The organism is Calothrix sp. CCY 0018, from assembly GCF_963920925.1.
Lineage (GTDB): Bacteria > Cyanobacteriota > Cyanobacteriia > Cyanobacteriales > Nostocaceae > Rivularia.
In genome coordinates this window covers 1-24,167 of sequence record NZ_CAWUDI010000030.1, presented here as the reverse complement: position 1 = coordinate 24,167, position 24,167 = coordinate 1, and the positions used below count along the sequence as shown (strand labels likewise).

Annotated in this window: 22 protein-coding genes and 1 pseudogene; 18 read left to right on the top strand and 5 right to left on the bottom strand. The window is 37.0% G+C overall.

Annotated features, from left to right (window positions below; genetic code table 11):
- Positions 1 to 429: 429 nt before the first annotated feature.
- The 11 genes and pseudogenes from ACM03V_RS21130 (at position 430) to ACM03V_RS21080 (ending at position 8,866) form a co-directional block, all read left to right on the top strand.
- Positions 430 to 828, top strand: a complete 399-nt coding sequence (locus tag ACM03V_RS21130) for a hypothetical protein (protein ID WP_414622768.1) — start codon at positions 430 to 432, stop codon at positions 826 to 828.
- Complete coding sequence (locus tag ACM03V_RS21125) at positions 782 to 1,378, top strand: hypothetical protein (RefSeq protein WP_414622767.1); 597 nt, start codon at positions 782 to 784, stop codon at positions 1,376 to 1,378. Before ACM03V_RS21130 ends, ACM03V_RS21125 begins: the two co-directional genes overlap by 47 nt.
- 8 nt (positions 1,379 to 1,386) lie before the next feature.
- A complete protein-coding gene (locus tag ACM03V_RS21120; protein ID WP_414622766.1) occupies positions 1,387 to 1,650 on the top strand; it encodes a hypothetical protein in 264 nt (87 codons plus the stop codon).
- Complete coding sequence (locus ACM03V_RS21115) at positions 1,634 to 1,852, top strand: hypothetical protein (protein ID WP_414622765.1); 219 nt, start codon at positions 1,634 to 1,636, stop codon at positions 1,850 to 1,852. Before ACM03V_RS21120 ends, ACM03V_RS21115 begins: the two co-directional genes overlap by 17 nt.
- Positions 1,853 to 1,865: 13 nt before the next feature.
- Positions 1,866 to 2,702, top strand: a complete 837-nt coding sequence (locus ACM03V_RS21110; RefSeq protein WP_414622764.1) for a phage terminase large subunit family protein — start codon at positions 1,866 to 1,868, stop codon at positions 2,700 to 2,702.
- Positions 2,703 to 2,769: 67 nt separating this feature from the next.
- Positions 2,770 to 3,270 (top strand): hypothetical protein, encoded by a 501-nt coding sequence (locus ACM03V_RS21105; protein WP_414622763.1) that lies wholly within the window; start codon positions 2,770 to 2,772, stop codon positions 3,268 to 3,270.
- Between the two features lie 9 nt (positions 3,271 to 3,279).
- Positions 3,280 to 3,765, top strand: coding sequence for a hypothetical protein (locus tag ACM03V_RS21100; protein ID WP_414622762.1), 486 nt, complete (start codon positions 3,280 to 3,282; stop codon positions 3,763 to 3,765).
- Positions 3,766 to 3,993: 228 nt separating this feature from the next.
- Positions 3,994 to 5,079 (top strand): peptidoglycan DD-metalloendopeptidase family protein, encoded by a 1,086-nt coding sequence (locus tag ACM03V_RS21095; RefSeq protein ID WP_414622761.1) that lies wholly within the window; start codon positions 3,994 to 3,996, stop codon positions 5,077 to 5,079.
- 1 nt (position 5,080) lies between these two features.
- Positions 5,081 to 6,931, top strand: coding sequence for a DNA translocase FtsK (locus ACM03V_RS21090; RefSeq protein WP_414622760.1), 1,851 nt, complete (start codon positions 5,081 to 5,083; stop codon positions 6,929 to 6,931).
- A gap of 275 nt (positions 6,932 to 7,206) precedes the next feature.
- A pseudogene (locus tag ACM03V_RS21085) lies at positions 7,207 to 7,581 on the top strand (reverse transcriptase N-terminal domain-containing protein); the annotation flags it as partial.
- A gap of 283 nt (positions 7,582 to 7,864) precedes the next feature.
- Positions 7,865 to 8,866 carry a hypothetical protein gene (locus ACM03V_RS21080; RefSeq protein ID WP_414622759.1) on the top strand — a complete coding sequence of 334 codons (1,002 nt, stop codon included), beginning with the start codon at positions 7,865 to 7,867 and terminating at the stop codon, positions 8,864 to 8,866.
- An 83-nt stretch (positions 8,867 to 8,949) separates the two neighbouring features.
- Here the strand turns inward: ACM03V_RS21080 and ACM03V_RS21075 are convergent, their stop codons facing one another.
- From ACM03V_RS21075 to ACM03V_RS21065, 3 genes are all read right to left on the bottom strand, one after another.
- On the bottom strand, positions 8,950 to 9,591 hold the full coding sequence (locus ACM03V_RS21075) for a hypothetical protein (protein ID WP_414622758.1): 642 nt from the start codon (positions 9,589 to 9,591) through the stop codon (positions 8,950 to 8,952).
- 92 nt (positions 9,592 to 9,683) lie between these two features.
- Positions 9,684 to 11,027 (bottom strand): recombinase family protein, encoded by a 1,344-nt coding sequence (locus tag ACM03V_RS21070; RefSeq protein WP_414622757.1) that lies wholly within the window; start codon positions 11,025 to 11,027, stop codon positions 9,684 to 9,686.
- Positions 11,024 to 11,482, bottom strand: coding sequence for a hypothetical protein (locus ACM03V_RS21065; RefSeq protein ID WP_414622756.1), 459 nt, complete (start codon positions 11,480 to 11,482; stop codon positions 11,024 to 11,026). Before ACM03V_RS21065 ends, ACM03V_RS21070 begins: the two co-directional genes overlap by 4 nt.
- A 17-nt stretch (positions 11,483 to 11,499) precedes the next feature.
- On the opposite strand from ACM03V_RS21065, the gene ACM03V_RS21060 reads away from it, so the two are divergent.
- Positions 11,500 to 13,584 (top strand): reverse transcriptase domain-containing protein, encoded by a 2,085-nt coding sequence (locus ACM03V_RS21060; protein ID WP_414622755.1) that lies wholly within the window; start codon positions 11,500 to 11,502, stop codon positions 13,582 to 13,584.
- 196 nt (positions 13,585 to 13,780) lie between these two features.
- Here the strand turns inward: ACM03V_RS21060 and ACM03V_RS21055 are convergent, their stop codons facing one another.
- On the bottom strand, positions 13,781 to 14,752 hold the full coding sequence (locus ACM03V_RS21055; protein WP_414622754.1) for an AAA-like domain-containing protein: 972 nt from the start codon (positions 14,750 to 14,752) through the stop codon (positions 13,781 to 13,783).
- A gap of 537 nt (positions 14,753 to 15,289) precedes the next feature.
- On the opposite strand from ACM03V_RS21055, the gene ACM03V_RS21050 reads away from it, so the two are divergent.
- From ACM03V_RS21050 to ACM03V_RS21025, 6 genes are all read left to right on the top strand, one after another.
- A complete protein-coding gene (locus ACM03V_RS21050; RefSeq protein WP_414622753.1) occupies positions 15,290 to 16,315 on the top strand; it encodes an AI-2E family transporter in 1,026 nt (341 codons plus the stop codon).
- A 339-nt stretch (positions 16,316 to 16,654) separates the two neighbouring features.
- The gene (locus ACM03V_RS21045; RefSeq protein WP_414622752.1) at positions 16,655 to 19,618 is read left to right on the top strand and encodes a dynamin family protein; all 2,964 of its coding nucleotides are present in this window, start codon (positions 16,655 to 16,657) and stop codon (positions 19,616 to 19,618) included.
- A gap of 5 nt (positions 19,619 to 19,623) precedes the next feature.
- Positions 19,624 to 20,760 (top strand): hypothetical protein, encoded by a 1,137-nt coding sequence (locus tag ACM03V_RS21040; RefSeq protein ID WP_414622751.1) that lies wholly within the window; start codon positions 19,624 to 19,626, stop codon positions 20,758 to 20,760.
- A gap of 57 nt (positions 20,761 to 20,817) precedes the next feature.
- Complete coding sequence (locus tag ACM03V_RS21035; RefSeq protein WP_414622750.1) at positions 20,818 to 21,729, top strand: hypothetical protein; 912 nt, start codon at positions 20,818 to 20,820, stop codon at positions 21,727 to 21,729.
- 47 nt (positions 21,730 to 21,776) lie between these two features.
- Entirely contained in the window at positions 21,777 to 22,109 is a 333-nt protein-coding gene (locus ACM03V_RS21030) for a hypothetical protein (RefSeq protein ID WP_414622749.1), read from the top strand.
- 343 nt (positions 22,110 to 22,452) lie between these two features.
- Positions 22,453 to 23,769, top strand: coding sequence for an AAA-like domain-containing protein (locus ACM03V_RS21025; RefSeq protein ID WP_414622748.1), 1,317 nt, complete (start codon positions 22,453 to 22,455; stop codon positions 23,767 to 23,769).
- A gap of 91 nt (positions 23,770 to 23,860) precedes the next feature.
- On the opposite strand, the gene ACM03V_RS21020 is transcribed toward ACM03V_RS21025, so the two are convergent.
- Positions 23,861 to 24,167, bottom strand: a 307-nt coding sequence (locus ACM03V_RS21020; RefSeq protein ID WP_414622747.1) for a WD40 repeat domain-containing protein, incomplete at its 5' end; no start/stop codon positions are given.

Sequence of the window (24,167 nt, the reverse complement as noted above, 5' to 3'; positions counted from 1 at the left end):
GATGCTTGCTGCTATGTGCAACCGACGCACTATATCGTTTTAAAGCTTTTTACAGTGCTTCAGAAAAATACTTGCACATTGTACTGACTTAAATAAATAATCAATCAGTTATGGATTTAGATAGAAAATTTAAACATCATTCTTTTTCTTTTGAGAATATTTTTCTACTAAAGCGTATTTTTACACTATCAAGTATATTTTATTTTTTTCACTTCATATATATAAACCTGCTTGCATTGCTGATATCCAATATGTAACCTAACAATTGTTTGCTGAATTAGGCATAAATTTAACTAAGCTTAAGTCCAGTTCAATCTAAATTAAAGTAACTGGATTTGTTAAATATTTTTTATTTAACAAACATCACTGTGGTACTTAAGTTAGCCCTTTTCCGCACAGACAATCATATTTAGTTGGAATTAAGTGGGTATGGTATATGAAAACGTTATCTACACACAGAAGACGCTTTCTCAGAGATATGGAATTTCAATTGCAGCCTTACAGCAATGGTTCCCATACGCGGGAATCGTGAAACCTAAGAAGCGCGGAGGATATTTTGATGCAGCAGCAGTTGAAGTAGCTGATATTTTTTATGTAGCTATCAGAATTAGAAGGTTAACTTTTGAAGAATATTTAGAACAGGTGATTCCTGCTGGTGGGTTAGATACTTATTTACGTCTTGTCAACAAAATGACTCTGTACGACTTTTTGACCAAGCACATATCCGAAGCAGAACAAAATAATCCAATAGTACAAACAGTAATTAGGAGACTTGAACGAAATGAAGCATATCAATCAGCTAGCACAACAGCTACAAGTTTCACCTGAAGTTGTGCGAAATATTTGCCAGTTATTGGATTTAGAGATTAATGAAAATACAATTCCAGAACAAGTTGAATCCCAGTTGGTGAATCTGAAGGCTGCTGCAAATAAAGAAAATATGTCTTTGGAGGAAGCTGCTCGGCATTTGATTGAGATGCGTAATAGTTCCGAAGAATTAGGCGATCGCAAATTCAACAAGCGCGAATACATCAAGCAAAGATTTGGTGTAGATCCAGAACAAGCTTCTGGAGACAGCTTCGTGGGAATGCTCTACGGGGACACGGATAGAGGCATTCAACTTGGACAATTACGTCATCGAGTAGTCCTTGAATCTTCCACTCTTGCTCTAGAGGAGTTTATATTTAGCGGAACTGGAGATAATTTAAATGAATTTGACCAAGCTCAGGAGCGGATTAACTCGCGCATAGAAAATGATTTTTTCGGCAAAGTCAACTGGGGAGAGGAGAGTCATCCCTTACTGCTGAGTACATCAGCACCGCAGCAGAAACAGTTGAAGTCCTCGCAGCAGAAAATAAAGCAATCTCAGAAGAAGTAGTAAATCAAATGCTACCTATCTGTTATCAGTTTCGCGATGAAAGTTTATTGCAAATGCGGAATAATTCAACAGTTGCAGTTGGTATAAACTTTCTCAGTGTTTTGGCTGGAACAGTTATTGGAACGTGGGTAGCAGTTCCCCCTACTCAAGAAAGGCAAGAAATTTCTAGCATTCAGCCTATTTTGATTGGAGTGGGAATCGGCGAAATAATTGGGTTAATTTTGGCACTAATAGTAATTTGGATGGCTAATAAAAATGAACGCAGCGTTTGACTTTTTAGTGAATACCGCAGGTGGATTATTAATGAATCTGGGCGTTTCTGGAATGGTAGGTCAATTGATAGGAGTAGGTGCAGCCCTTGCCCTACATCCATTATTGCTCTTAACCGGAATAGTTGTTGGTGGCGCGGGAATTGCTGTTGCTCGCGAGCTAAATAAACGCCCGCAATTAAGTTTAATTGTTGACAATACTTAAATAAGGAGTTCCAATGTTTACTCTCGTGCCCGTTCGAGATAAAAAGCCGACTCGAAAGAAGAAAAAGGTAAGTATAGGCTTGTGGACGGCTTTTTCCACTGTTGGAGCAATTTCCGTAATTGGTGCGGTAGCTTTAATAGTTGGGTGGAAGCAACAAATACCAGGAAGGAATCAAATTTCAGCCGTACAGCAAGCTAAAACGCAAGTTTCTCAAATACGAGAGGTTTATCTGGAAAAACTTTCTCGCACTGATTACAACATTGATCATCTTTCCAGTTACTCTTCTGTTGAAGGTGCGCCAAATTTGAGCGGCTGGAGGCAGATGACAGCAGCTTTATGGGGTCAGCAACTCAAAAGTCAAATATCTACGATGCAGAATGATGAAAATTCTGGTTTTTACCGCCTCCATTATATGCCTGCATTGGAAATAGTAAAGTTCAACTCCCTCGATGTTTTGTTAGAAGCGGCTTCGGGCAATGATACTTTTTACTGGGGTTATCGCAAAACCGACGGAACGAAGGTAGAAGAAAAGATTCCTATAGGTGCGGCTGCTGTAATGATATTAGGGAAACTCGAAGCAATTGATTACGCGCAAAATCTGGAATCTCAACCCGTAGTGGATTTGAATCAGATGTTAGTTCAAATTCGTAATGCTCAAGAACCATATTCACTAGCTCAAGCTCAGTTATTACGCGCCCGTGGATATTCCGATCCAGTTGAACAATTAGCTCAAGTAGGAGAAATTCGTGAAAAAATCAAAAAACAACAAGAAGAACGAAAACTTTATTTACAAGAAATGAAGGAGACAGTCAGACCAGCAACTCCAAAGTCAGAAAACACAGAACCTTAAAATACCATACTAATGAAGCTCTGAATAATGTTTGTAATCGAGAACCCCAAATCAAGGAGAATGTACCATGTACGTTAAGTTTGCTGCTGCGATAGTTTGTATTGCTCTATGTTCGTTTAATGTTGTAGCGGCAGTTAAACGTACTCCTATCCGTACAACTCTTTCTGGTTCAACCCGCACAACAATTGAGATGATGCCGTCCCCCAATTCATCCGTACACTGGATGAGTGCAATTATCTTTATCGCTGGTTTTGCTAGTTTTTTGAGTTGGGGAATTTCTGATTACAACAACGCAATTGAAAGTGATGAGATTATTGATGATTCGGTAAATACAAACATCCCCGTAAGCTCAAATAATGTTCAATTACCTCCACCTGTTAATCCGAATTTGAATGGTGTTTCTACTAATAACCTAATTCACTTTCCCTCTCGTTCGTTATCTAATCATTCTGATTTAGATGTAGCGAGCAAATCTGAAACATTGTCTCCACAAGAATTTTATTCTCAACTTCAACAAGAGGATTTATGGGGTGATGATGATTCCAATCCAAATAATAATGCAAATTAGGAGTTAAATATGTCCAGAAATCGTCGCAACAATGTTGATATTGACTATTCCGATGGTGGTGCGATAGTTCCTACTACACGCTTACAGGGAATGTTAAACCAAGTTCAACAACAAGGAGGTATGGTAAATCATCAGTCAGGAATGCCAATATCTGTTGATTCCCAACCTGTGGAAGTAAGATACGTCAATTCACAAACAAGCTATAAACCAAAAGTCCCTAAAATTGAAATTCCCTATGTAGAAACGTGGAAAGCTCATAGATTGCATCCACAGAATCCGGCGCGTTTCCTTTGGTATCCTGCATACTTCCTTAGTGATTGTATAAAGTCTCCAATTGGTGTAGGTGCTGTTGGTTTGTGGTTGTTCGTAATGTTGGTTAATTTTTTACTCAATGGTAGCTATACAGGACCCGGTTATGCTTCTGGGAAGAAGATTGAAGTTGTACCGGAGGAAGCACCTTCGTTTGCCATGCCTGTATTTCGGCAATTGGAATAATGTTGGTCAAAATTTGCTGTGGAGTAACTTTATTGGTGTGGGTACTTGATATTCTCCAACCGGGGTACCTCAAATTTTATAACTTGGGCGATGTAACTCAAAAAATTAAATTCCCAATCTCCAAGGCGATTATTCCGCAATCCAAACCCACTTCAACTGATTCGATTTGCAAGAATCCTAAGAATAATTTTGAGAAGTTACTGAGTTCTACCAATTCTAGTTGTCATAATGCGAATCAAACTGGAAATTGAAAGTAACGATACTAAAATAGTAGGCTTGAAAGAGTCCGGTAGCAGTTTGTCTATCGATAGAAACTGGGGATATGCTTTTGCTACTTTAATTTTATGCATGGCGATCGCACTTCCCCAAGTTTCAGAATGGGTTGAATCCCAACAACCAATTCGGTTACTCCAAAGATTAGTGAAAAACACAAACAAGCTTACCGACTCTAAAAGCACAGCTTTTCCGACAACTAAAGGTTCACCTATCACCAGTGGTTTTGGTTGGAGAATTCATCCCCTTACCGGGGAACGTAAGTTTCATTCCGGTATTGACTTTGGTGCCCCCAAAGGTACTCCAATTTATGCTTTTGAAGCTGGTTTAGTTGAGTTCGCTGGTTGGAAGGGTGGTTATGGAAAAGCTGTAATTATCAATCATGGTGCGGGTAAATCAACCCTATATGGTCATGCTAGCAAGCTTTCTGTAAGAAAAGGAGAACGAGTTGTAGCAGGACAAACAATCGGCAAGATAGGAAGCACGGGATTTTCTACCGGACCGCATTTGCATTTCGAGGTGAGGCTAAATAATAAGCCAGTGAACCCACGCCCCTATTTACAGCAACGCGAACTAAAATCTAACTACTCACCTCGAATGGAAGCTTTTTTAGCAACTATCCGCTGGGCTGAAACCGGGACAAGTAGAACCAAAAGTTATCAAAAGTTAGTTTTTAATGGCACTTTGAATAGTTTTTCTACTCATCCTTTAATTAAACAATGTGCCTCAATCAATGGTAAGAAAACCTGTTCCACTGCTGCTGGTGCTTATCAAATGCTCGACAAATCTTGGTGGGATTTACAGCCAAAGTTAAACCTGCCAGATTTTTCTCCCGCGTCCCAAGATAGGATGGCTATTGAATATATTCGTCGTAATGGTGCTATCTCCGATATTGAGTCAGGTAATTTTGCTAAGGCTGCTTGTAAGGTAGGTAAAATCTGGGCTTCATTTCCGTGCAATTCTTACGACCAAAATCCAAAAAATATCAGCGAATTAAGTCGCTATTACCGAAAGCAATTGTCTCGGAGGGTTGTTCGTTGATATGTCAAATTACACTAGCGCCGAAATTCATCAAGCTGTTACCGTTCTTAAATCACAAGGATTATCTAACCAAGATATTCTTGCGGAAGCAGAACAATTATTTGATTTCAACCAGCAGTTGTATGTGGCAAATATTCTCCAAGAATCGGACTTTGGTAGTAAAATAATTCGCCCCGTCAAGAATTACGACCATGATTATTTATTTGCAATTATTTACCAAGCCGTAACAAGCGGTACTGATTGTGACCGAATAATTGATGTTTGCTCGGAAGAATTAAACTTGGAAGATTTGGCTTTTTCCAAGCTAGCATTAGAGTATGTTTTAATCAATCGATATATTAGTACATACGAAAGAGATGCTTTTATTTTGGAACTGTATAAGCAATATCAAGAAAGTAAATCCTATCAAGATTTTGTTAAGCTTGCTTCTTCAACCAAAAATATTTATCTTAAGCAATTGGTCTACAAAACAGCCGAATTAGTTGCTAAGAAAACGGGAGAAATACCATCTTTATCTTTACCGAACAGTAAAACAAACCCCAACAACAGTAATTTAATCAGTAGCACCGAACAAGAGATTGGAGAAGTTGAAGAAAAATTTGATCTTAAGGTAGGTGACACCTTAGTTGAAACTCTTAATGATTTTGGTATTAGCTGTAGCTATATCGATACTAAAGTTGGTCCCACTTTCAAACGTGTCAAAATCAAATTGAAAAAAGGAGTTAGTTATAAGAAGGTTCAAGGACTTGGCAACGATTTGGTTCAGCAATTAGGGGAAGAACTTGGATTTGAAAACCCACCAATGATATCTGTTGTACCGGGTGCTGTTGTATTTGATATTCCTAGATTAGAACGACAGATAGCTCATTTTAGCGATTATGTTGACTTAACAAGCGAGATTGATATCAATCGAATAGTTATCCCCGGTGGTGTGGATGTTGATGGTAACTATATTGAAATTTCACTTTGCGACTCAAATGTTTACCATACTTTGGGAGGGGGTATGACTGGTGGAGGGAAGAGCCAGTACGAAAAAGCAATGGTTCTTTATTTGGCACTGCGCTATCCTCCTAGCTTGGTCAAACTTGCTCTAAGTGATGTCAAATTAGTATCTCTGACCTGTTTTAATGGACTTCCCCATCTCATCGCACCCGTAGCAGAAGATGCTGCTAATACCCTACAAATTTTCAACTATTTGGTAGCAGAGCAAGAACTTCGCTACGAAGAGTTTAAACGAGTAGGAGTTGAAAATATTAAAGAGTACAACCAAATGTTTCCAGATTGTCTCATGCCCCGAATAGTTTCTGTAACTGATGAATGTTTTGATTTACTTTCAGACAGTACCTATAAAGAACCGATTGAAATGGATTTGATGAAGCTGTTAGCTAAAGCAGGTGCTGCGGGAATCAATATTTTTCTGTTTACCCAACGTCCCGATAAAGATGTAATTAAACCTCTAATTCGGTCAAATTGTTCGGGTAAGGTTGCTTTTATGGTATCCCGTCCAGAAGATAGCGGGATTATTTTAGGTAATCCCGACGATAACCGCGCAGCTAGTTTATTGGGTAGTGGAGATATGCTTTATAAGTCTCCCAAAGGTGTTATGCGTCTTCAAGGTTTATTTTTAGGTACAAAAGCTGATTTTGGGGATTACCTCAACCAAGCGATGAATACTTCTACAGATATTCCTTGTTGGGATTCGGGGCTAGACTTTTCTAGCTTGTCGATTGAAAGTATTTCTAATAATCAGTCGGAGGAAGTTTCTTTTAGTATTGAGCTTAATGATTTAACTAAATCTCAGATACATTCTCTCCACAGTCGGGGTTATGAATTGCATCAAATATTTAAATAAAAGCCTCAACCTGAACAAAACATGAGGACTTCAACACCGCAACTCCCGCATTAATTTTTAGATGTTAAATGCAATTCCCCAGGAAGGTGTTAGGCAAATTGAATCGCTCTAAGTCTCTACCAGTATCTTTGAAGCGGAACAAGTAAAAACGCTGTTTTAGGTCTGAAGTGTAGTCGAAACTTCAGTAAGCTAGGTTGAGCCGAATCCCTTACAGCGGGTAGGATGACAGCGGAAACTGCTGTCGGGTATTCAGAAAATATTCAATGGAGCAGAGTATGATTAGACACAGTAGTAATACTAGTGAATCTTGGAAGAGCCTACCGTGGAAGAAATTCCGCAAGAATCTTTTTCGCCTACAAAAGAGAATATTCAAAGCTATTAAAGTTGGTGACATAGCAAAAGCCAAGTCTCTTCAAAAACTAGTTCTGAAATCCGCATCAGCTAAGTTGTTAGCAATCCGTCAAGTAACCCAACTTAATAAAGGGCGAAAAACGGCGGGGATTGATGGTAAGAAAGCATTGGAATTCAAAGAACGTTTTGAGTTATTCAAACTACTTTCAATGGGTAACGATTGGAAACACCAAGGATTACGAGAAGTACCTATTCCTAAAAAGAATGGTTTTACCCGCATTCTAAAAGTGCCGACGATTTATTCATATTGCACCTCGACTCAATGAAGTTTTGGGATACTTTAAAAGAATCCCTTTATTTCCTCATCTTAGAGCTTTTTAATTAAAGGAGTAGCATAGCCATTATAAAAATAACAGGTTGGGTAATATTGATTTAGAGAGTGTGTTACCAGTGAGCGACTAGTGGCATTTTAGATATTCAACTTCGACATAATAGGTAATACTAAGTAGCTTACTAGTAGTCTACTTAGTCGGTAAAGTTGGGTTAAACTAAAAGAGGAACTAAGAAGAGCGCAGGTGCTTTATGGCAACGGACAATCCGCGTGTAGCAGCCTACCCACCCAAACGGATTTATGAGCGTTTAGTTGAATTTAAGAATGAGCGGGGGTTGAAATCTGATTCTGCTGCAATTATCGCAATCCTTGAAAACTATTTTTTTAGTAGCACACCTACAACACCTTCTGACACACCTTCGACTATTAAACGTCTCGATGATTTGGAGGAAAAGTTTGTAGCCTGCGCCTCGGAAGTAGCATTTCTTAAGCAGGCTTATCAAGGCTTACAATCAAATTTGCAAGCAGGTAATACAGCACAAGCAGATACCCAGTCAAAGACTAAAAAAGAGAAAAAACAATCTGAGTTCTCACCATTACCAGTAAGTGAGTCACCAGTAGACTACAATCAACCTGACTCGGAGCAGAAAACGTTTCAGGATGATGAGTCAAAGGAATCTTCCTTTTTATCATTAAGTGAGCTACCGGAGCCGCAGTGTATTAGTGAGCCAAATATGAGCTACCTTAGTGAGTCAGTCAAGTCTGGTGAGGAAGATGAGCTAATTAGTGACTCACCGAGTGAATCATTAGAAAATATAAATAGTGAGCCACAGAGTGATTCATCATTAGGGCTGGTAGAATCCGAACAGATTACTGGAGAGTCAAACAGTAACTCATTGAGTGAGCCATTAGAGCAGAAAGAGGTTCTTGTTCTTAGTGAGCCTCCGAGTGACTCACCTCCTAAACAATCATCAGTGTCGTATGATAATCATCCTAAAACTCCAACAGACAATAGTGAGTCACTTTCGCAGCCATTAAGCAGCTCACAATCAATTAAAAAAATTCAAAATTCTGATGCAATACCAGATTCACTAACTGGTGCAGCTTTAGCAAGAAGATTAGATGTATCTCCAAGTACCCTTCGCCACAAGAAAACCGCAAGAAATTTTGGAAAATGGACAAAGGGGCATGATCCAGATGAAATTGCTTGGCACTATGATGGTAAGAAATTTATCCCACAACAGCAGGGATGATAAACAAAAACCCTTTGAATCATTTTCAAAGGGTAAACAATTATTTCAATGTTGTTATTTTATTGACGGGTACAAACGGAAAATTATTTAGGTTTTACTGGTACGCGACAAATTTTTTCACGTAAAGTATCTAACACTTCAGGTGTAACAATGTACCACCAAGGACTTCTCTCTGTTTCTTGGAAAGCCTGTATAATCCCTTTGTCTCGCCAGTAGTAAATTGTATGAATTCCAACACCTAGCAGTGATGCTAAGGCACTGGTGGAATAGTAGCCCTCCGGGCTAACCCCTGATTTCGCAACAATTGGGTCGCTTAAAGGTTTTTCAATCCCAAATTTCCATCGAATCCAAGCTATACTCTTTTTGGTAAAAGCTCGACCAGTTCCACTCACCAAACCTCGTTGATTAAGTTCCAAAGCGATTTCGGTATCAGTTCGACCAGGAGCTAATTCCTCAATCAGTTGAATAACTTCGTTTGGTGTTTGGAATCTTTGACCAGTTGTGGGACGTAGTGCATATAAGATACTCGTAACTCCCGTGTGCCAGAGTATCTGGATACGAGTAGAACGTTCTGGAGCATCAATTGGAGTAATAGCAACTTGTTTTACTAATAATCCTAGTATCTCTTTACGCTCTTGATTAGTAGTGCTACTAGCGTGCCAAAGTGTTGGAATATCCTTGGCTAAATGTAAAATTTGTTGCCTTTGTGCTGCTGTTAACTCCAACCTTTGTACTTGATGGGCTTGCGAGTATGCCTCTTCTAGTTCTGTTAATTGCTGTAATTTTTCATTCCACCGTCTTTCTAATGTACGGGCAACTAAACGATTTTCTGGTTCAGTTGCGTCATATTGACTATTGCCCTATCAGCCTCGTAACGCCCTCTTTCCAACCTGAGTTGCCATGTTTTGTCTGCTTCCTGGGCTTGGTCATCAAGTTCAGAAAGCACTGCAAGAGAAATATCGAGTTGTTCGCTACTTATAGCTTCAAGCACATGATCTGCAATGGCTTTGTCAATTGCTGCTCCGGCAACACTCCAACAAACACCCATGTTGCCATCTTGTTTACGAGCTTGGGTGCATTCATAAGCCGCTCTACAACCACCATTACCGTGGTAACGAGGACTCATCTTTCTTCCGCATTTACCGCAAATAACTAAACTTTGGAGCAAAGCAAAACCTTCTCTGGGCGTGCCTGGACATCCGTCTGATAAAGAAACTGGACTATTTTGTTTAAGTCGCTCACAGTTAGACAAATATTCCTCCCAACTGATATAAGGCTCATGAGCATTATGGATTACAACTTTCCACTCATCTTGGGGTAGGGTCTGAGTTTTAACTTTCTTTATTTGACCATCCTCGATTACGTTAACGCAACGTCGTCTACCATATACGTATGTTCCCGTATAAGTTGGGTTATGTAATAGGGTAGTTATACGACTAAGATTGGCTGGTCCCCAGTAAAGTGTACCAATTTGCTTCTGTCGCCAGCGCCTTCTTGGAAAAGGAATATCGTTTATACAAAAGTAGCGCATCACTTTAAACGCCGTTCCAAGGACGCGGAACTGTTGGAAGGCTAGCTTTATTGCAGCAACTACACCTTCGTCTGGATCTATTACTAGTTTACCTTCTGGGTCATAAACATAACCAGTGGGTGGAGAGCAGCGCAGTTCTCCTTTCTGGGCTTTATTTAACTTGGCTCCTTGTAAGCGCAGACGCATACCGTGTAATTCTGTATGGCTCCAAGTTCCCTTAAATCCTAATATTACTCGGTCATTAAAATCATTCGGGTCGTAAATCCCATCGTGGTCAATTACCAATGTATCTGTAAGGGCACAGATATCTATAAGTTTATGCCAATCTGCCTGAGAACGAGAAAATCTAGAAGCTTCCAGAGCTAAAACCGCTCCCACTTCTCCTAAACCTACAGCAGCCATAAGCTTATGAAAATCTTCACGTCCGGTTGTGGTTTGACCGCTTTTACCCAGGTCACTATCAAAAACGGATATTTGGCTCTTATCCCAACCTAAATTTGATGCACGGTCTGCCAAAGCATACTGTCTATCAGTACTTTCCCGGTGTGATTCTACTTGAGTCAGTGTAGATTGTCGCAGATAGACTACCGCACGGCGTTCCAGATGGCTCGTTCTTATTTTATTATTCATCTGGTTTGCTCCTCGCTATCGCCGCGTCGAGACTTTTGCTTGCCAGTACCTTGTCTACTAGCCTTGCTGTTATTTTTATTAGACGATTTATTTTTTCTGAGTGTTCTGGTTGAGCGGTGGGTAGTAGATGCTGTTTTATCATGATTAATTCCCGTGTGAGTTTCACTTTTATTTTCTTTCACACAAGAAAATTCATCCGTAACGTTTTGCGAACGCGCCGCTACCCATTCGCTCAAACGTAGTAATTTCTCAGGTAAAAACTTGGAGACTGTTTCCACCTGACGAGTTTGTTGTGTCCACAGGTCAGTTTCTGATGCCGGAAGAGATAAGAATCCTCCTAGTGGACTTTCTATAGTTATTTTGGTTTCCTGCCCAACTTTACGAATCTGCTTTATTACAACAGATTGACCGTACAACGGATGGATAGGATTAGTAATGGTTACACAACTTCCCAAAAGTGAATTGAAGTTATGTGCAGTCTTACTATATCGTCGCAACCCTTAAAGACCGAGTAGTACAAATGCTTTTGAAGATGGCACTAGAGCCAATATGGGAAAGCGATTTTCTTAACTGCTCCAACGGTTTTAGACCAAAACGCAGAACACAAGATTGCATAGCCCTTTTGGATAGTTACATTAACAAACGTAGTAAATACTTCTGGGTTGTTGAGGGCGATATCAAGGGAGCTTTTGACAACATTCACCACGATATTTTAATAAAACTCGTGGCGAAAAGAGTTGCAGATAAACGTCTTCTTAAGTTAATCGGATGCTTTCTCAAAGCGGGGATGATGCAAGGCTCTTTGTTTCGTCGTACTGATTCTGGTACACCACAAGGTGCCATTTGCTCTCCACTTTTGGCGAACATTTATTTACATCAACTGGATATGTTTTGGTGGAATAAATACGGAAGTCTTAACCGCAAGCAAAAAGAGAAACGCCGAACGCAACGCTTGGGTAACTGTGCTTTGATACGATATGCCGATGACTGGCTGCTGTTGACTAATGGTGGTAAGGAAGAAGCACTTCGTCTACGTGAAGAGTTTCAATCTTTTCTCAAAGAAGAATTGAATTTGGAACTCAACGTTGAGAAAACGCGAGTTACTCACGTAAATAATGGGTTTGATTTCTTAGGTTTCCACGTCCGACGCTACGTTAGCGCCCATGATAAACCAAAAGTATTGGTTACACCTACCGAAGAAGCTAAGAAACGCCTAAAAGCGAAAGTTAAGGAGATGACCAAGCGAAAACGGTTTAAGGATTCTCCTTTGCTCAAGTTTACTGCTTTAAATGCAGTACTACGAGGTTGGATTGGCTATTACTGTCATTCTAATGCAAAGAAAACAGCTAAAGACTTAGATTTCTGGGTCAACGAGCGCTTATTTCTTTGGTTGCAGAAACGACATCGCTTAAAACCTCGCCGGATTATGAAGATGTATAAAATGCGTCAAATCCATAAGAACGGACAACGATATAACTTGGGAATCAAAAACGGAGAAGATTACTCGTACTTATACCGTATGAGTGATAAACCGATAACTAAGTTTCGGTCGCGCTCGTTACCTAATCCCTATTTGGAAGGTTTCGAGCCTGCAACATTCATTAATCCCGAAGTCGCAATACCCGATAAAATCTGGCTTGGTAATGCAGATAACCATGAATGGCGCGAATTGAAAGAGGAGATAAAAGCAGAACGAGGAGCTAAATGTAGTATTTGCGGATGTACCAAATATCTCGACTTGCATCATATGAAAGCACGTCGGGCTGGTGGTACTGATGTCAAAGATAACCTGCAACTCCTATGTAGAAACTGCCATGCTCAAACGTCTTCGTTTGGCGACCATAATGCCTTTAGAAAACAAAGGGTTCGCACTCAGTCCTCAGTCTTGTTTTGCACGGCACAGGGAGGAATTTTTAGTGTAAAAGAATTCGCCCAAACACTGCTTCGTGTAGTAGAGCGTAAACAGATAGACGTAAAATACAAACACAATCTCAAAGAAATCAAAGCTGATGTTAAAACAGCGATTTTTGATGTATCAACAGATTCGGGTGTTTCAGAGATAGCTATCGAATACGACTTACTCCATGTTACGCCACCTATGAGCGCACCTGACTTTATCAAACAAAGCAAATTAGCTGTATTTGATGGAGCGAAACAAGGTTGGGTTGATGTAAACAAATACACGCTACAGCACAATGTTTACCCCAACTTATTTAGCTTAGGTGACGCGGCAAGTCTCCCAACATCAAAAACAGCTGCTGCTGTAAGAAAACAAGCGCCAGTTGTTGTTCATAACTTACTGGCTTTAATTGTTTCAAAAAACTTTACTCAAAAATACAACGGCTATACTTGCTGTCCAATAACTACAGGATACGGCAAGGTAGTACTTGCCGAATTTGGTTATGATAACGAGCTTTACCCCACATTTCCAATCGATCCAACAAAGGAGCGCTACATTATGTGGCTGCTCAAAAAATATGGCTTTCCCTATATTTACTGGAATAGAATGCTCAAAGGTGAAGCTTTTGAAGGAGAGTTATTAGGGATTAGTTCCTAAATTCCAATTTAATTATTTGAGAATTTGAGAAAAATGCAAACCAGATGCAACTACCATAATAATAGGATCAATAGAAGAGGACACCTCCGCTTGTCGATACGCTTCTTTCTACATAATTTGGGGCTAAGACAACAAAACCACTACGATATAGGGGTTTGCGGCTTAATATTTAAGAGGACATTAATTTGTCAAGTGGTCATTTAATTTGGCAAACGACACCAGTTTCTTCTAATCGCTCTACAGTAGCATCGTGAAGTTGTTTTTGAATAAACACCGAACTAACAATAATAGACACAGCCAACAACCCAGCACCAAACCAAACCATCCGCAGAGATTTCTTTAATGCTTGATTCGCTTCCTCGGATTTAGTTTGCGCTTGTCTTAAGGTATCATTCGCTTGAGCTAATATCCTAACTTCCTCTTCCCGAGCAGCCAAAGCTTCCGCAAGTTCATTTTTTTCCAACTCCTGAGAAGCAGATAAATATCGAGCATATTCATTAAATCCTTTCGCTAACGGTTCAATTTCATTTTCTTTAAAGCCATCAAGTTGAATTGCTCTACCAATATTAAACGGAGTCCGTCTTTTATCCCCGATTAAATCACCTGGTGTGGCAACTCCCACCAAAACGAAAGTTAATCTTTTATATTCGGGATTGTAATTACGCTTCTCATAACAGCTTCTAATCAACGCGAAGAAATCGTCCGTGGGAAATTGCAAACTTAAAACACTATCTATTTCATCTATAAATATAACAATCTGACTTTTGATAGATGTTAATAATATTGTCTCTATAAATTCATCCAAACGCTCCACACCAGAAATTGCGCTTCTATCTCTCCACCAGTTAAGCAGAAAATCTTTGGGATTGCCTAACTCAAAATTAGTTACTAATTTGTAAACAATTCCCGCATACCACTGCTCCGACTTCATGTCTCGATTAACCCTGACAGAAAAATCTAGAGAAGTACAAGCATATCCTTCGGCTTTGAGTCGATTTTGGGTTCGGACAATTAAACTGGTTTTACCCATCTGTCGGGAGTTAAAAATATAACAAAAGTCTCCAGCTTTCAGATAGCGGTAAAGTTCCTCATCAGCCTGTCTAACCACGTAAGAGAGAGCATTTTCTGCTAAACTCTCTCCAAATTTAAAATCATTTTCTTTTGTCATATATATTACTAGATTACTTAGGAAACGTACCTTCCTATAGAGATACTTGTTTATATCGAAGCATAACCGATTCGAGTTAGACCCCCAGATATTCAAGTTAGCTTCGAGTTAATTCGAGTTATGAATAATTTACAAGTAAAACCAATTTTTTTTAATTCGAGAATTAGAGTATTTATCGAATTAACTCAAACATAAATCAGATAGAAATCAAATATTACTCGAATATCTCAATGCTTAACTCATATGACAATGGTGTTTAATAAGAATATTGAGTTCAGCATAACTAAATTACGTTCTTAGGTAGCATATCTTCCAAAATAAAAAGAATTAAATCCAAATTGTTCCGATCTGTACTTAGCAGTCAAAGTGAATTAAATATTTGTTTTGAACATAAAATCGAAGAATTATGGATACAGACAATTAATATCGTATCTGCTTGTACTGGCAATTTTTATAGCAACTGAATTTATTTTAAAATCAGCTATATCCTGCTAATGAGAAATAGAAATATTAAATATTATTGAAATAAGGTATTATATGCTTGTAAAAAGGTGGATAGGTTTATCAATTTTAGCTATATCAATGTGTGTATTGTGGCTAATTAGAGAAGTCTTATTAATATTGTTTGCAGCTATAGTATTAGCAATTGCTTTAAACGAGATTGTCAAGATATTACGAACATTTGGTCTTAAGCGAGGTCTGGGAGTTGCAATTTCAGTCATATTACTAATTTCATTAATATTCGGTTTTGCATGGCTTATTTATTTTTCAAAAATACCCCAGCAGTTAAACCAGTTTCAAATAATATTACCCAAATTTGTAGATAAAGTTAAGTTGTGGAATAACTCGATTATGCAATTTATTCCCCAAGAGACACAAAACTATTTATATAATATAAAAGATTTCAATATTACAAAACATTTGCTTAATTGGTTAACAGAAAATTTCGGAAACCTTTTTCCCTTCTTTAATCAGTTTGTTAGTATTTTTATAAGTTTTCTACTTTTTTTTATTTTAACTATCATGCTTTTGGTAGAACCAAAACCTTACCGAAGTGGCTTTATCTTCCTTTTCCCAACTTTCTACCGTCGTCGCATGAATGAGATTTTATTGATTTGCGAAAATCGCTTGGTATGCTGGATAAAAGCTACGACATTTACAATGTTTTTAATCAGTATTTTAAGCTATATTGTTTTAAAAATCATAGGTGTGCCAGCAGCAGAAATTAATGCAATTTTAGCGGGTTTATTAGAAGTTGTTCCTAATATTGGTCCGACATTAAGTGTAATTCCACCAATACTATTAGTATTGCTTGATGAGCCTTTAAAGGCGGTTTATGTATTTTTAGCATATCTTACAATTCAGCAAATTGAAAATTTTATTATTGTACCTTTGATTATGAAATCACAAGTATCTTTATTACCAGTAATAACTCTATTAAGTGTGGTTATTTTTAGTAAGTTTTTTGGCTTTATGGGTGTATGTTTAGCAGTTCCTTTAGTTATTGTGTTACAAGTTTCTATACAAGAAGTTTTAATTAAAGATATTTTAAATAGTTATTAAACTGGTAGGTAAATTGCGCCAAAATATTAGGTTGCGACAAATAAGCACTACTTAATAATTCTATCATCACATCGAAACTGCAATCTTATCTAGATAATTGTTTGAATAGTTTCCTGAAGTTGTTAACGTATAATTTTTCTTAAATAACATGATGAGTAGACATTTTCTAATTCGAGAATAATACTCGAATCTCGAATTAAATCAAAGGGAAATCGGTAAATAAAAAAAATAAGTCGAATATCTTGAGGCTTAACTCATATGACAACGGTGTTTGATAGAAACATCTAATTAAAAAAACACTGATATGCAACGTAATACATAAAATAAATCAAACTAGAAATGAGTAGCACAAATTTAATCTTGTTCGGATATGATTCCACACTAGCTAATAAATTAGTAGATGTAATTATCACGCATTTTACCCAAACAGAAAAACTAAATTTTTCTAAAAAGTTAGTTGAGATTCCAATTGATGAATATGACAATAATGACGAACTTCAAAATGGTATTTTGATTCACGAAAGTAAAGAAATACCTAGCTTAAAAATTATAAATATAAGCGACAATAATATTGAATATAAAAATCAGGTATTTGAGCATTATAAAAGTATTAAGGATAATATATTCCTATGTGTTTTTAGTACAGAATATAGATTAAAAGACCAAGACAAAATATATTTAAAAAATATCTATACTTCGGTTGAAAAATTTAATTTGAATAATTTTTTCTGTATCATTGATACTAGCAGCATTTGTGATGATGAGTTAAGTTATTATGATGACTATATTCGAGGGGAACTAGGATTTATCTTTCAAAAGAAAAGCTATTTCGATTTTCAGAAGTATCAGTCAAGAGTATTCTTTTTAGATTTAGAACAAGCATCAGTAATTAATTCAGAAAATTTTCTATCTAAAAGATTAGAACAATCAAATTATGATAAATTTATTACTGAACTTAAAAACTTTTGGAACCAAATACGGGAAGAAAACCCAGAAGAAGTCAGTCAAGCATTACTTGAAACAGAAGTATTTAACAAACCAATACCTCAAGTTCAGCAACTTACCCAAATTATAGACAACATCATTAAGCAAAGAAATCAACAAGCTAGCATTATTAGTAAATATATTGAGAACATAAATAAAATAGATGAGGGAATTAAAGAATTAAGCAATGGCTTAAATAATCTTTCACAACATCCCCAACTTACACAAGACTTAAAAATGCAAGTTCAAGATTTTGGTAGAAATTCTATTTATTGGAATAGAGAGATTATGCCGATTCTTGAACAATTAGAAAATGCCAAAAAGCGTTTTTCTCGTCAAGCAATTACTATAGGTTGTAGCGGACAAGCTAGAGTCGGTAAAAGTACTTTATTACAAACTATTGGCAATCTACCAGAAGAAGCAATTCCTACAGGAAAAGGTATTCCGGTAACTGCGGTGCGTAGTCTTATACGTCATAGTCACGAGCGCAAAGCTATTCTAAGCTTACGAGATAAAAACAATTTTCTTGAGGAATTAGTTAAACCATTTCATAGAGAATTAAATTTATCTGTAGTCAACTCTATAGAAGAATTTAAAAACTTTGACTACAATCGCAATAACCTAGCAACAGATAAAAATGTTGAATTGTTAGGTCGTCTCAGGCAAATGCAAGCTGCAATTTCCTCCTATGAGAATTACCTTACTGGTGAAAAAAAAATAATCGAAGACTTAACTAAATTACGTCCTTGGGTAGCATATCCCCAACAACAAGAAAAAGACCCAAATTGTTCTCGTCTTTATTTAGCAGTCAAAAATATTGAAATTAAATGTTCTTTTTTACTGGATGTAGAAAAGTTAGTGTTAGTAGACTTACCCGGACTTGGTGAAGTTAATTTGGATGCAGAAGAACATCACGTACAAGCATTAAAAAATGAAGTAGATTTAGTCTTACTGATTTTGCGTCCTACTGCTCAATCATCCTATTGGGGTAATAAAGATAGAAAAGCATTAAATTTAATCGCCAAAGCAGTAGAAGGAGTTTCTAAGTTAGGAGATTTTGTATTTATTGTTGTTAACAATGGAGAGCAAGACGATAAAGAGCTTTATCAAATATTGATAAATGATATTCACAGACAACTTAACGAAAATCAACCTGACAGTCGCTATAAAGTACTCACTTGTAATGCGATAGATCCAGATAACGTTAAAGAAGAAGTTTTATTCCCAGCTTTAAATCATCTAATTGCTCGCCTTCCAGTTATGGATGAAGAGATTGTAAATTCAATCTTTAGTCAATGGCAAGCTGTTGTAGAAAAAATTAGCACAGCAATTTACGAATTAGAAACATCCTTGAGAAAAATACCTTCTCAGACTACAAGTATGAATGGTACTATTTATGACAAAGCCAAACTTTTAAGACAAGAATTAGCAATTAAATTAGCAAATAATAACCGCGAATTGAGAGAAGAAATCCAATCCGAAAAAGATGAAGGCTCAATTACAGATAATAAACTTGTAGAAGCCATAAAAGAAAAACATCAGGAAATTAGAATATGGGCAAAAAATGGATTAGGAACAGGAGAAAAAGATTGGTACGATCAAGCTCGCGGCAGGTTTGATATAGATAAAACTGTAGATGCTTTTGCAGTAGACGAAATTAACCGTGCCCGTGCCTATTTGACAGATACTTACAGTCAACTAGATATTTACTTTGAAACTAAAATAGAAGAATTATGGATAAGGATAAGTAATATAATATCTGCTTGTACTGGAAACTTAATAGCGGATGTTCCAGCAGGTAAAGAAGCACTTGAAAGGTTACTTTTACTTTTAGAAGGTAAAGAAAGCAACAATCCTTTTCCATCTTTACAAGAAGCAACAAAATATCTGTTAAAATGCGGCGAAGAAAATGCTATTTTTCAAAGTCACTTACTACCAAGACTCATAGAAGAAACTCAAAAATTAGCTCCAGAAAGATTAATTTTTACTAATATATCTTGCGAGTCAAAGGACGCAGAAAAGAGAGTTTTAGAGATGATTACGGGGAAAATAATTCAGACATCTTATGCTGTTCAAAAAATATTGAGAGAAAAACCTTTTGTTTCCAATATTCTCTATTCTGCCGCCGTAAAATTTGAAGATAGCTTGGTAAGGTCTACAGATGCAGACAGGCAATTTTTTGATTTTGCTTTGTCATACACAAATTATATTTGGGTAAATGAATTTAAGGCAATAGAAAATAATTATATGACAGTAAAAACTGTGGATAATGCTATTACCCAACTTAAACAGTTACTAAATATTTCTATACAAAGATGAAAGTTATGAATAAAAAAACAGTTAAACTTAATTTTGAAAACTATGCTAACGACAAAGCCAAAAAAGTTTTCTTCTATAAAATTGCTCTCATAGGTCCTTCTAGGGTTGGTAAAACTTCCATTGTTGCTGCCCTATTAGAAGAAGCTAAAGAAGCTTTGGCTCAAACTGGTGTCTCAATCGCTCCCTTTATAAATGAAGATCGTACCAGCCCAACTAAAGAAAGGATTAGAAATACCATCTTAGATATCGAAGCAGGATTAGATTTTTCTAACTTTCAACCTACAGGTATGGGAACAGCAGATCCATTTATCTTTGACTTAGTAATGAGCCTTGCCAGAAAAAAAGAAAACAATGCATCGCAACTGCGTTTTGCAATTTTAGATTATCCTGGTGGCTGGTTGACAGAACCCCCTCCTAGAGGTCAAGATACTTGGAAAAAGTGCGAAAAATGGGTTGAAGATAGTTCGGTGATTATCATACCGATTGATGCCAACCTAATAATGGAAGCAGATAATGAACACAGAGCTAAAGCATCGCGAGAATTATTACAAGTCCTTGAAGTCGAAACATTGGTACGAAAATGGGCTATTGCAAGACGAGAAAAAGCAGACTCTGGTTTGGTATTATTCGTACCAGTTAAATGCGAAACCTATTTTAATGATAATGGTGGTATTTACGATTATAGTGACAAACTATATAAACGTATTGAAGTATTTTATAGACATGCAATAAAAGCAGTAGAATTAGAACTTTCAGAAAAAAAATCAGCAAGTATTAAAAAATCAAAATCCTCTTCCTATAAGATTGAATATCACCCTATTGATACTATTGGATGTATAGAACTAGAGGATGCTGTATGGAAAAATACTGATGGTAAACTCTCTTTGAAATGCGAGTATTTGGTTCGCAACATAAGTAATTCTTCACCAGTACGAAAACCATTAGGTACTATAGGACTGCTTAATTCTATATGCAAACAAATCGTAGAAAATCGTCAGGATAGCAATCTTTTTACTAGGTTTTGGGATTGGTTAAATGATAATGACTTGCTACTCAATAATGCAATTAGTAAGCTTTCTAAACAATTGCCTAGTTCTCGATTCAAGCAGATTGCGAATGGAAATATTGCGAAAAAAGGTTAACAGACTATGGTAAATCTATACATTAGAACCCGAGGTTCGAGACTGGATTATTCTTTTATGCTCAAACAACAACCGAGAATACCAAACTCGAATTATTATCAAAGTGATATTGAAAAACCTACTTTTATTTTAGAATATAATCAAGACAATCAAGGCTATATTTTTATTTCTGGTATTCCCTCACAAAGGAAAGATTATCAAGGTACTTCAATTCGTTACGATATAGCTGTGACAATAAATTCCAATCCTTTAAATGAATCTGTTTGGAATGATGATCGACAAAAGTATTTAACAGGATTAAATAGGTTAATCTGGATGTGGTTAACTGAAATTAGAACTGCATTAAAAGAAATACAAGAAGATGGAAAAAGCTGCGAGCTAGTCAGATTCCCCAAACCAGCAGAAAGCGAATTAGGTAGACTTTTAGATATTACTTTTACAGAAGAATACGTAGAAAAGCTATTACAGTTAACTAATAATGGTAACTGGTTGGAAAAGCACATCAGCGAACTAGATAATAATATGCATGATTTATTATTAAAAATACCCGCTCAAACTGTTTTTCCCCAACAACACCTCCACAATAAAAACTGGTGGGGTGGTGTAAACAATGATTTAAGCTGCAATCAATGGATAGAACTTGTAGACAGACTATTGAAAGGTGAAACTGTTGGTAAAGCACTTTTACTTAATATCGCAAATCCTCGATCTCTAAATGATTTGTCTGTAGAAAATGAGGAGTTAGGGGTTTTATTAACTCAAGAATGGTCGCGTTCGCAACCAAAACCAATCGTAACTAAAGCTAATAAATTAGATAAAACTAACTTACCAGAGATACCGGAAGCATTAGAAAACTTGCTGAGCGATACTCAGATACCCCAGGTGACAAAAGAGTCAGTAAAGAAGCTTTGGGTAGACGGAGTTCGTCAACGCAAACAGCTAATAAAAGCTCTTTTTTTTTTCAAATAGGATTTATATTAACAACTGCAACTTCTCTATTTTTAGCTTATCGTACTTTGTCTGTTTCTGAAAAAATATATATAGAAGAAACGCCTTCTACTACCAATATTTATCCAGAATTCGCAAGCAATATAGAACATATTCGGATAATAGTTGAAAAACTAGCAGATGAAATGAAAGTTGAACAAGACGAAGTTATTAAAACAGTCAAAAACACTTTAGATCCCGATAATAAATATGGACTTCAATATTATCAAGCTATAAAAGGTGATAAAAATAATCAATTAAAAGAAAGAATAAAATGGGTCAAAATCCTTATTTCATATCATCAAAATAATAGCCAGAAACTTGAGGAAGTTATCAGAAAGAAGCTATTGGTGACAACTTAAAGCAATACAAAGAATTTCAATCCGTACTTAGCCTTGTTATCTGTAATTAACTTTGTATGAATTAAAGCAATAAATAGAAGTTATTATACGGAGGTAGAGAACAATGGCTATCTTCGGATATCAAGAATATGCTTTAAGAACGAGTAAGCTGATTGAAATAAACCGTAGTACATAAATCGAATTGCTTCTTAACAAATGGTTTATGGGCTTAAGCTGTCACAAATAAAGAGAGGCTAAAAAGAATAATTTAGAAATATTTTGCCAACAGTATCTCTTAATACCCGTACCCTTGAATTCATCTAATTCTGATAGAATAAAAACGTAAAGTTTTTTGCAAATTGCTATGGGTCGCTCAGTTACTTTACGAAGAGATAGACAAGCTCAAGTTTTGCAGCGCATAAATGGTGAATTTTACAGCCAGCAGAATTTTGCAGAAAACTTAATGGTTTCAGCATCTACTGTGAGTAATTTTGTTAATTGCAGACCAGTTGACAGAACAAAATTTATTGATATGTGTGGAAAACTAGGTATAGAGAATTGGTGTGAATATGCTGCTCCCCCCAATCAATCTAATTCAAACAATCATCGATCTGAAGAACTGGTTCAATCAATACCCAATCAAACATCTATACCTGAGTCTGAATCTTTTACCCCGGAATATCCAGAGGGACAGATCCAAGTAGGTTCTCCGTTCTATATCGAACGTCCACCGATTGAAGAACGCTGTTACGAGGAAATTACTAGAGCTGGTGCTTTGATTAGAATTAAAGCACCCAAACGAATGGGTAAATCTTCGTTATTAGCTAGAATTTTACATCAAGCAGAGCAACAGGGAGATAGAACTGTATACTTAAGTCTAGAGTCAGCAACAAAAGACTGTTTTAAGAATACCGAGACTTTTCTGAAGTGGTTTTGTGCCAGCGTTGCAAGAGCTTTAGACTTATCTCATAATCTAGATGAATACTGGGAATTAGCTGGTGTAATAGGTGGGAACCTATGCTGTCAGGAATACTTTGAAAAATATTTGCTCACAGAAATTGACAAGCCAATCACTTTAGGTTTGGATGATGTTGATAAGGTATTTGAACACCCCGACATTTATCCAGACTTTTTAGGTTTATTGCGAGTATTGCATGAAGAAGCAAAACAACGCCCAATTTGGAAGCGACTGCGATTGGTAATAGCCCATTCCACGGAAGTTTATGTCCCGATAAATTTAAATCAATCACCTTTTAACGTCGGTTTACCAGTAGCATTACTAGAATTAACATTAGAGCAAATACTTTGGGGAGCAAACAATTACCAACTTAATTGGAGCGAAACAGAAGTATTGGAATTAATGGGAATGGTAGGGGGACATCCCTATTTAGTCGGATTAGCGCTATACCATATAGCCCGTAAAGATTTAAGTTTAAAAGAACTTTTAGAAACAGCCCCGACTACAACAGGAATATATAGTACATATTTACGACGCATCGAATCAATATTAGAAGAGCATCCCGAATTAAAAGCAGGAATGGAAGAGTTAATTTCAAATGCACAACAAGCGCAATTGAGTAACAAGACTTGCTCAAAATTAAACGCTCTAGGGTTAATCAAAGTAGAAAATGGAAGAACATTAGCAACTTGCGGATTATATCGGCAATATTTTTTTGGATAACTCGAATTACCTCACCCCCATCCCCTCTCCTTATCGAAGGAGAGGGGGGTCAATTATCCCCATCTCCCCCTCTCCCCATCTCCCCATCTCCTCACTCCTTCGGACACAACTCCCCCCTCAACTCATCCCGAGTAATCAAATATTCTTCAAGATACTCGCAACCCTTAGACAGTAAATCATCCAAATCCAAACTCCACAACTTGATGGTTTTGTCGGCACTACCAGAGGCTAAAGTTTTACCATCGGGACTAAAAGCCACGCTGTTGACATAACTTTGATGCCCATCTAAGGTAGAAATGATTTTACCGCTGCTGATATTCCACAACTTGATGGTTTTGTCCCAACTACCAGAGGCTAAAGTTTTACCATCGGGACTAAAAGCCACGCTGTTGACATAA

Coding starts and splice junctions, on each gene's coding strand:
- ACM03V_RS21080 (WP_414622759.1), top strand. CDS start 7,865: ATGGCAACGGACAATCCGCGTGTAGCAGCCTACCCACCCAAACGGATT.
- ACM03V_RS21070 (WP_414622757.1), bottom strand. CDS start 11,027: ATGAATAATAAAATAAGAACGAGCCATCTGGAACGCCGTGCGGTAGTC.
- ACM03V_RS21115 (WP_414622765.1), top strand. CDS start 1,634: ATGAACGCAGCGTTTGACTTTTTAGTGAATACCGCAGGTGGATTATTA.
- ACM03V_RS21040 (WP_414622751.1), top strand. CDS start 19,624: ATGAATAAAAAAACAGTTAAACTTAATTTTGAAAACTATGCTAACGAC.
- ACM03V_RS21035 (WP_414622750.1), top strand. CDS start 20,818: ATGCTCAAACAACAACCGAGAATACCAAACTCGAATTATTATCAAAGT.
- ACM03V_RS21120 (WP_414622766.1), top strand. CDS start 1,387: ATGCTACCTATCTGTTATCAGTTTCGCGATGAAAGTTTATTGCAAATG.
- ACM03V_RS21050 (WP_414622753.1), top strand. CDS start 15,290: ATGCTTGTAAAAAGGTGGATAGGTTTATCAATTTTAGCTATATCAATG.
- ACM03V_RS21025 (WP_414622748.1), top strand. CDS start 22,453: ATGGGTCGCTCAGTTACTTTACGAAGAGATAGACAAGCTCAAGTTTTG.
- ACM03V_RS21045 (WP_414622752.1), top strand. CDS start 16,655: ATGAGTAGCACAAATTTAATCTTGTTCGGATATGATTCCACACTAGCT.
- ACM03V_RS21090 (WP_414622760.1), top strand. CDS start 5,081: ATGTCAAATTACACTAGCGCCGAAATTCATCAAGCTGTTACCGTTCTT.
- ACM03V_RS21125 (WP_414622767.1), top strand. CDS start 782: ATGAAGCATATCAATCAGCTAGCACAACAGCTACAAGTTTCACCTGAA.
- ACM03V_RS21055 (WP_414622754.1), bottom strand. CDS start 14,752: ATGACAAAAGAAAATGATTTTAAATTTGGAGAGAGTTTAGCAGAAAAT.
- ACM03V_RS21100 (WP_414622762.1), top strand. CDS start 3,280: ATGTCCAGAAATCGTCGCAACAATGTTGATATTGACTATTCCGATGGT.
- ACM03V_RS21095 (WP_414622761.1), top strand. CDS start 3,994: ATGCGAATCAAACTGGAAATTGAAAGTAACGATACTAAAATAGTAGGC.
- ACM03V_RS21105 (WP_414622763.1), top strand. CDS start 2,770: ATGTACGTTAAGTTTGCTGCTGCGATAGTTTGTATTGCTCTATGTTCG.
- ACM03V_RS21110 (WP_414622764.1), top strand. CDS start 1,866: ATGTTTACTCTCGTGCCCGTTCGAGATAAAAAGCCGACTCGAAAGAAG.
- ACM03V_RS21130 (WP_414622768.1), top strand. CDS start 430: ATGGTATATGAAAACGTTATCTACACACAGAAGACGCTTTCTCAGAGA.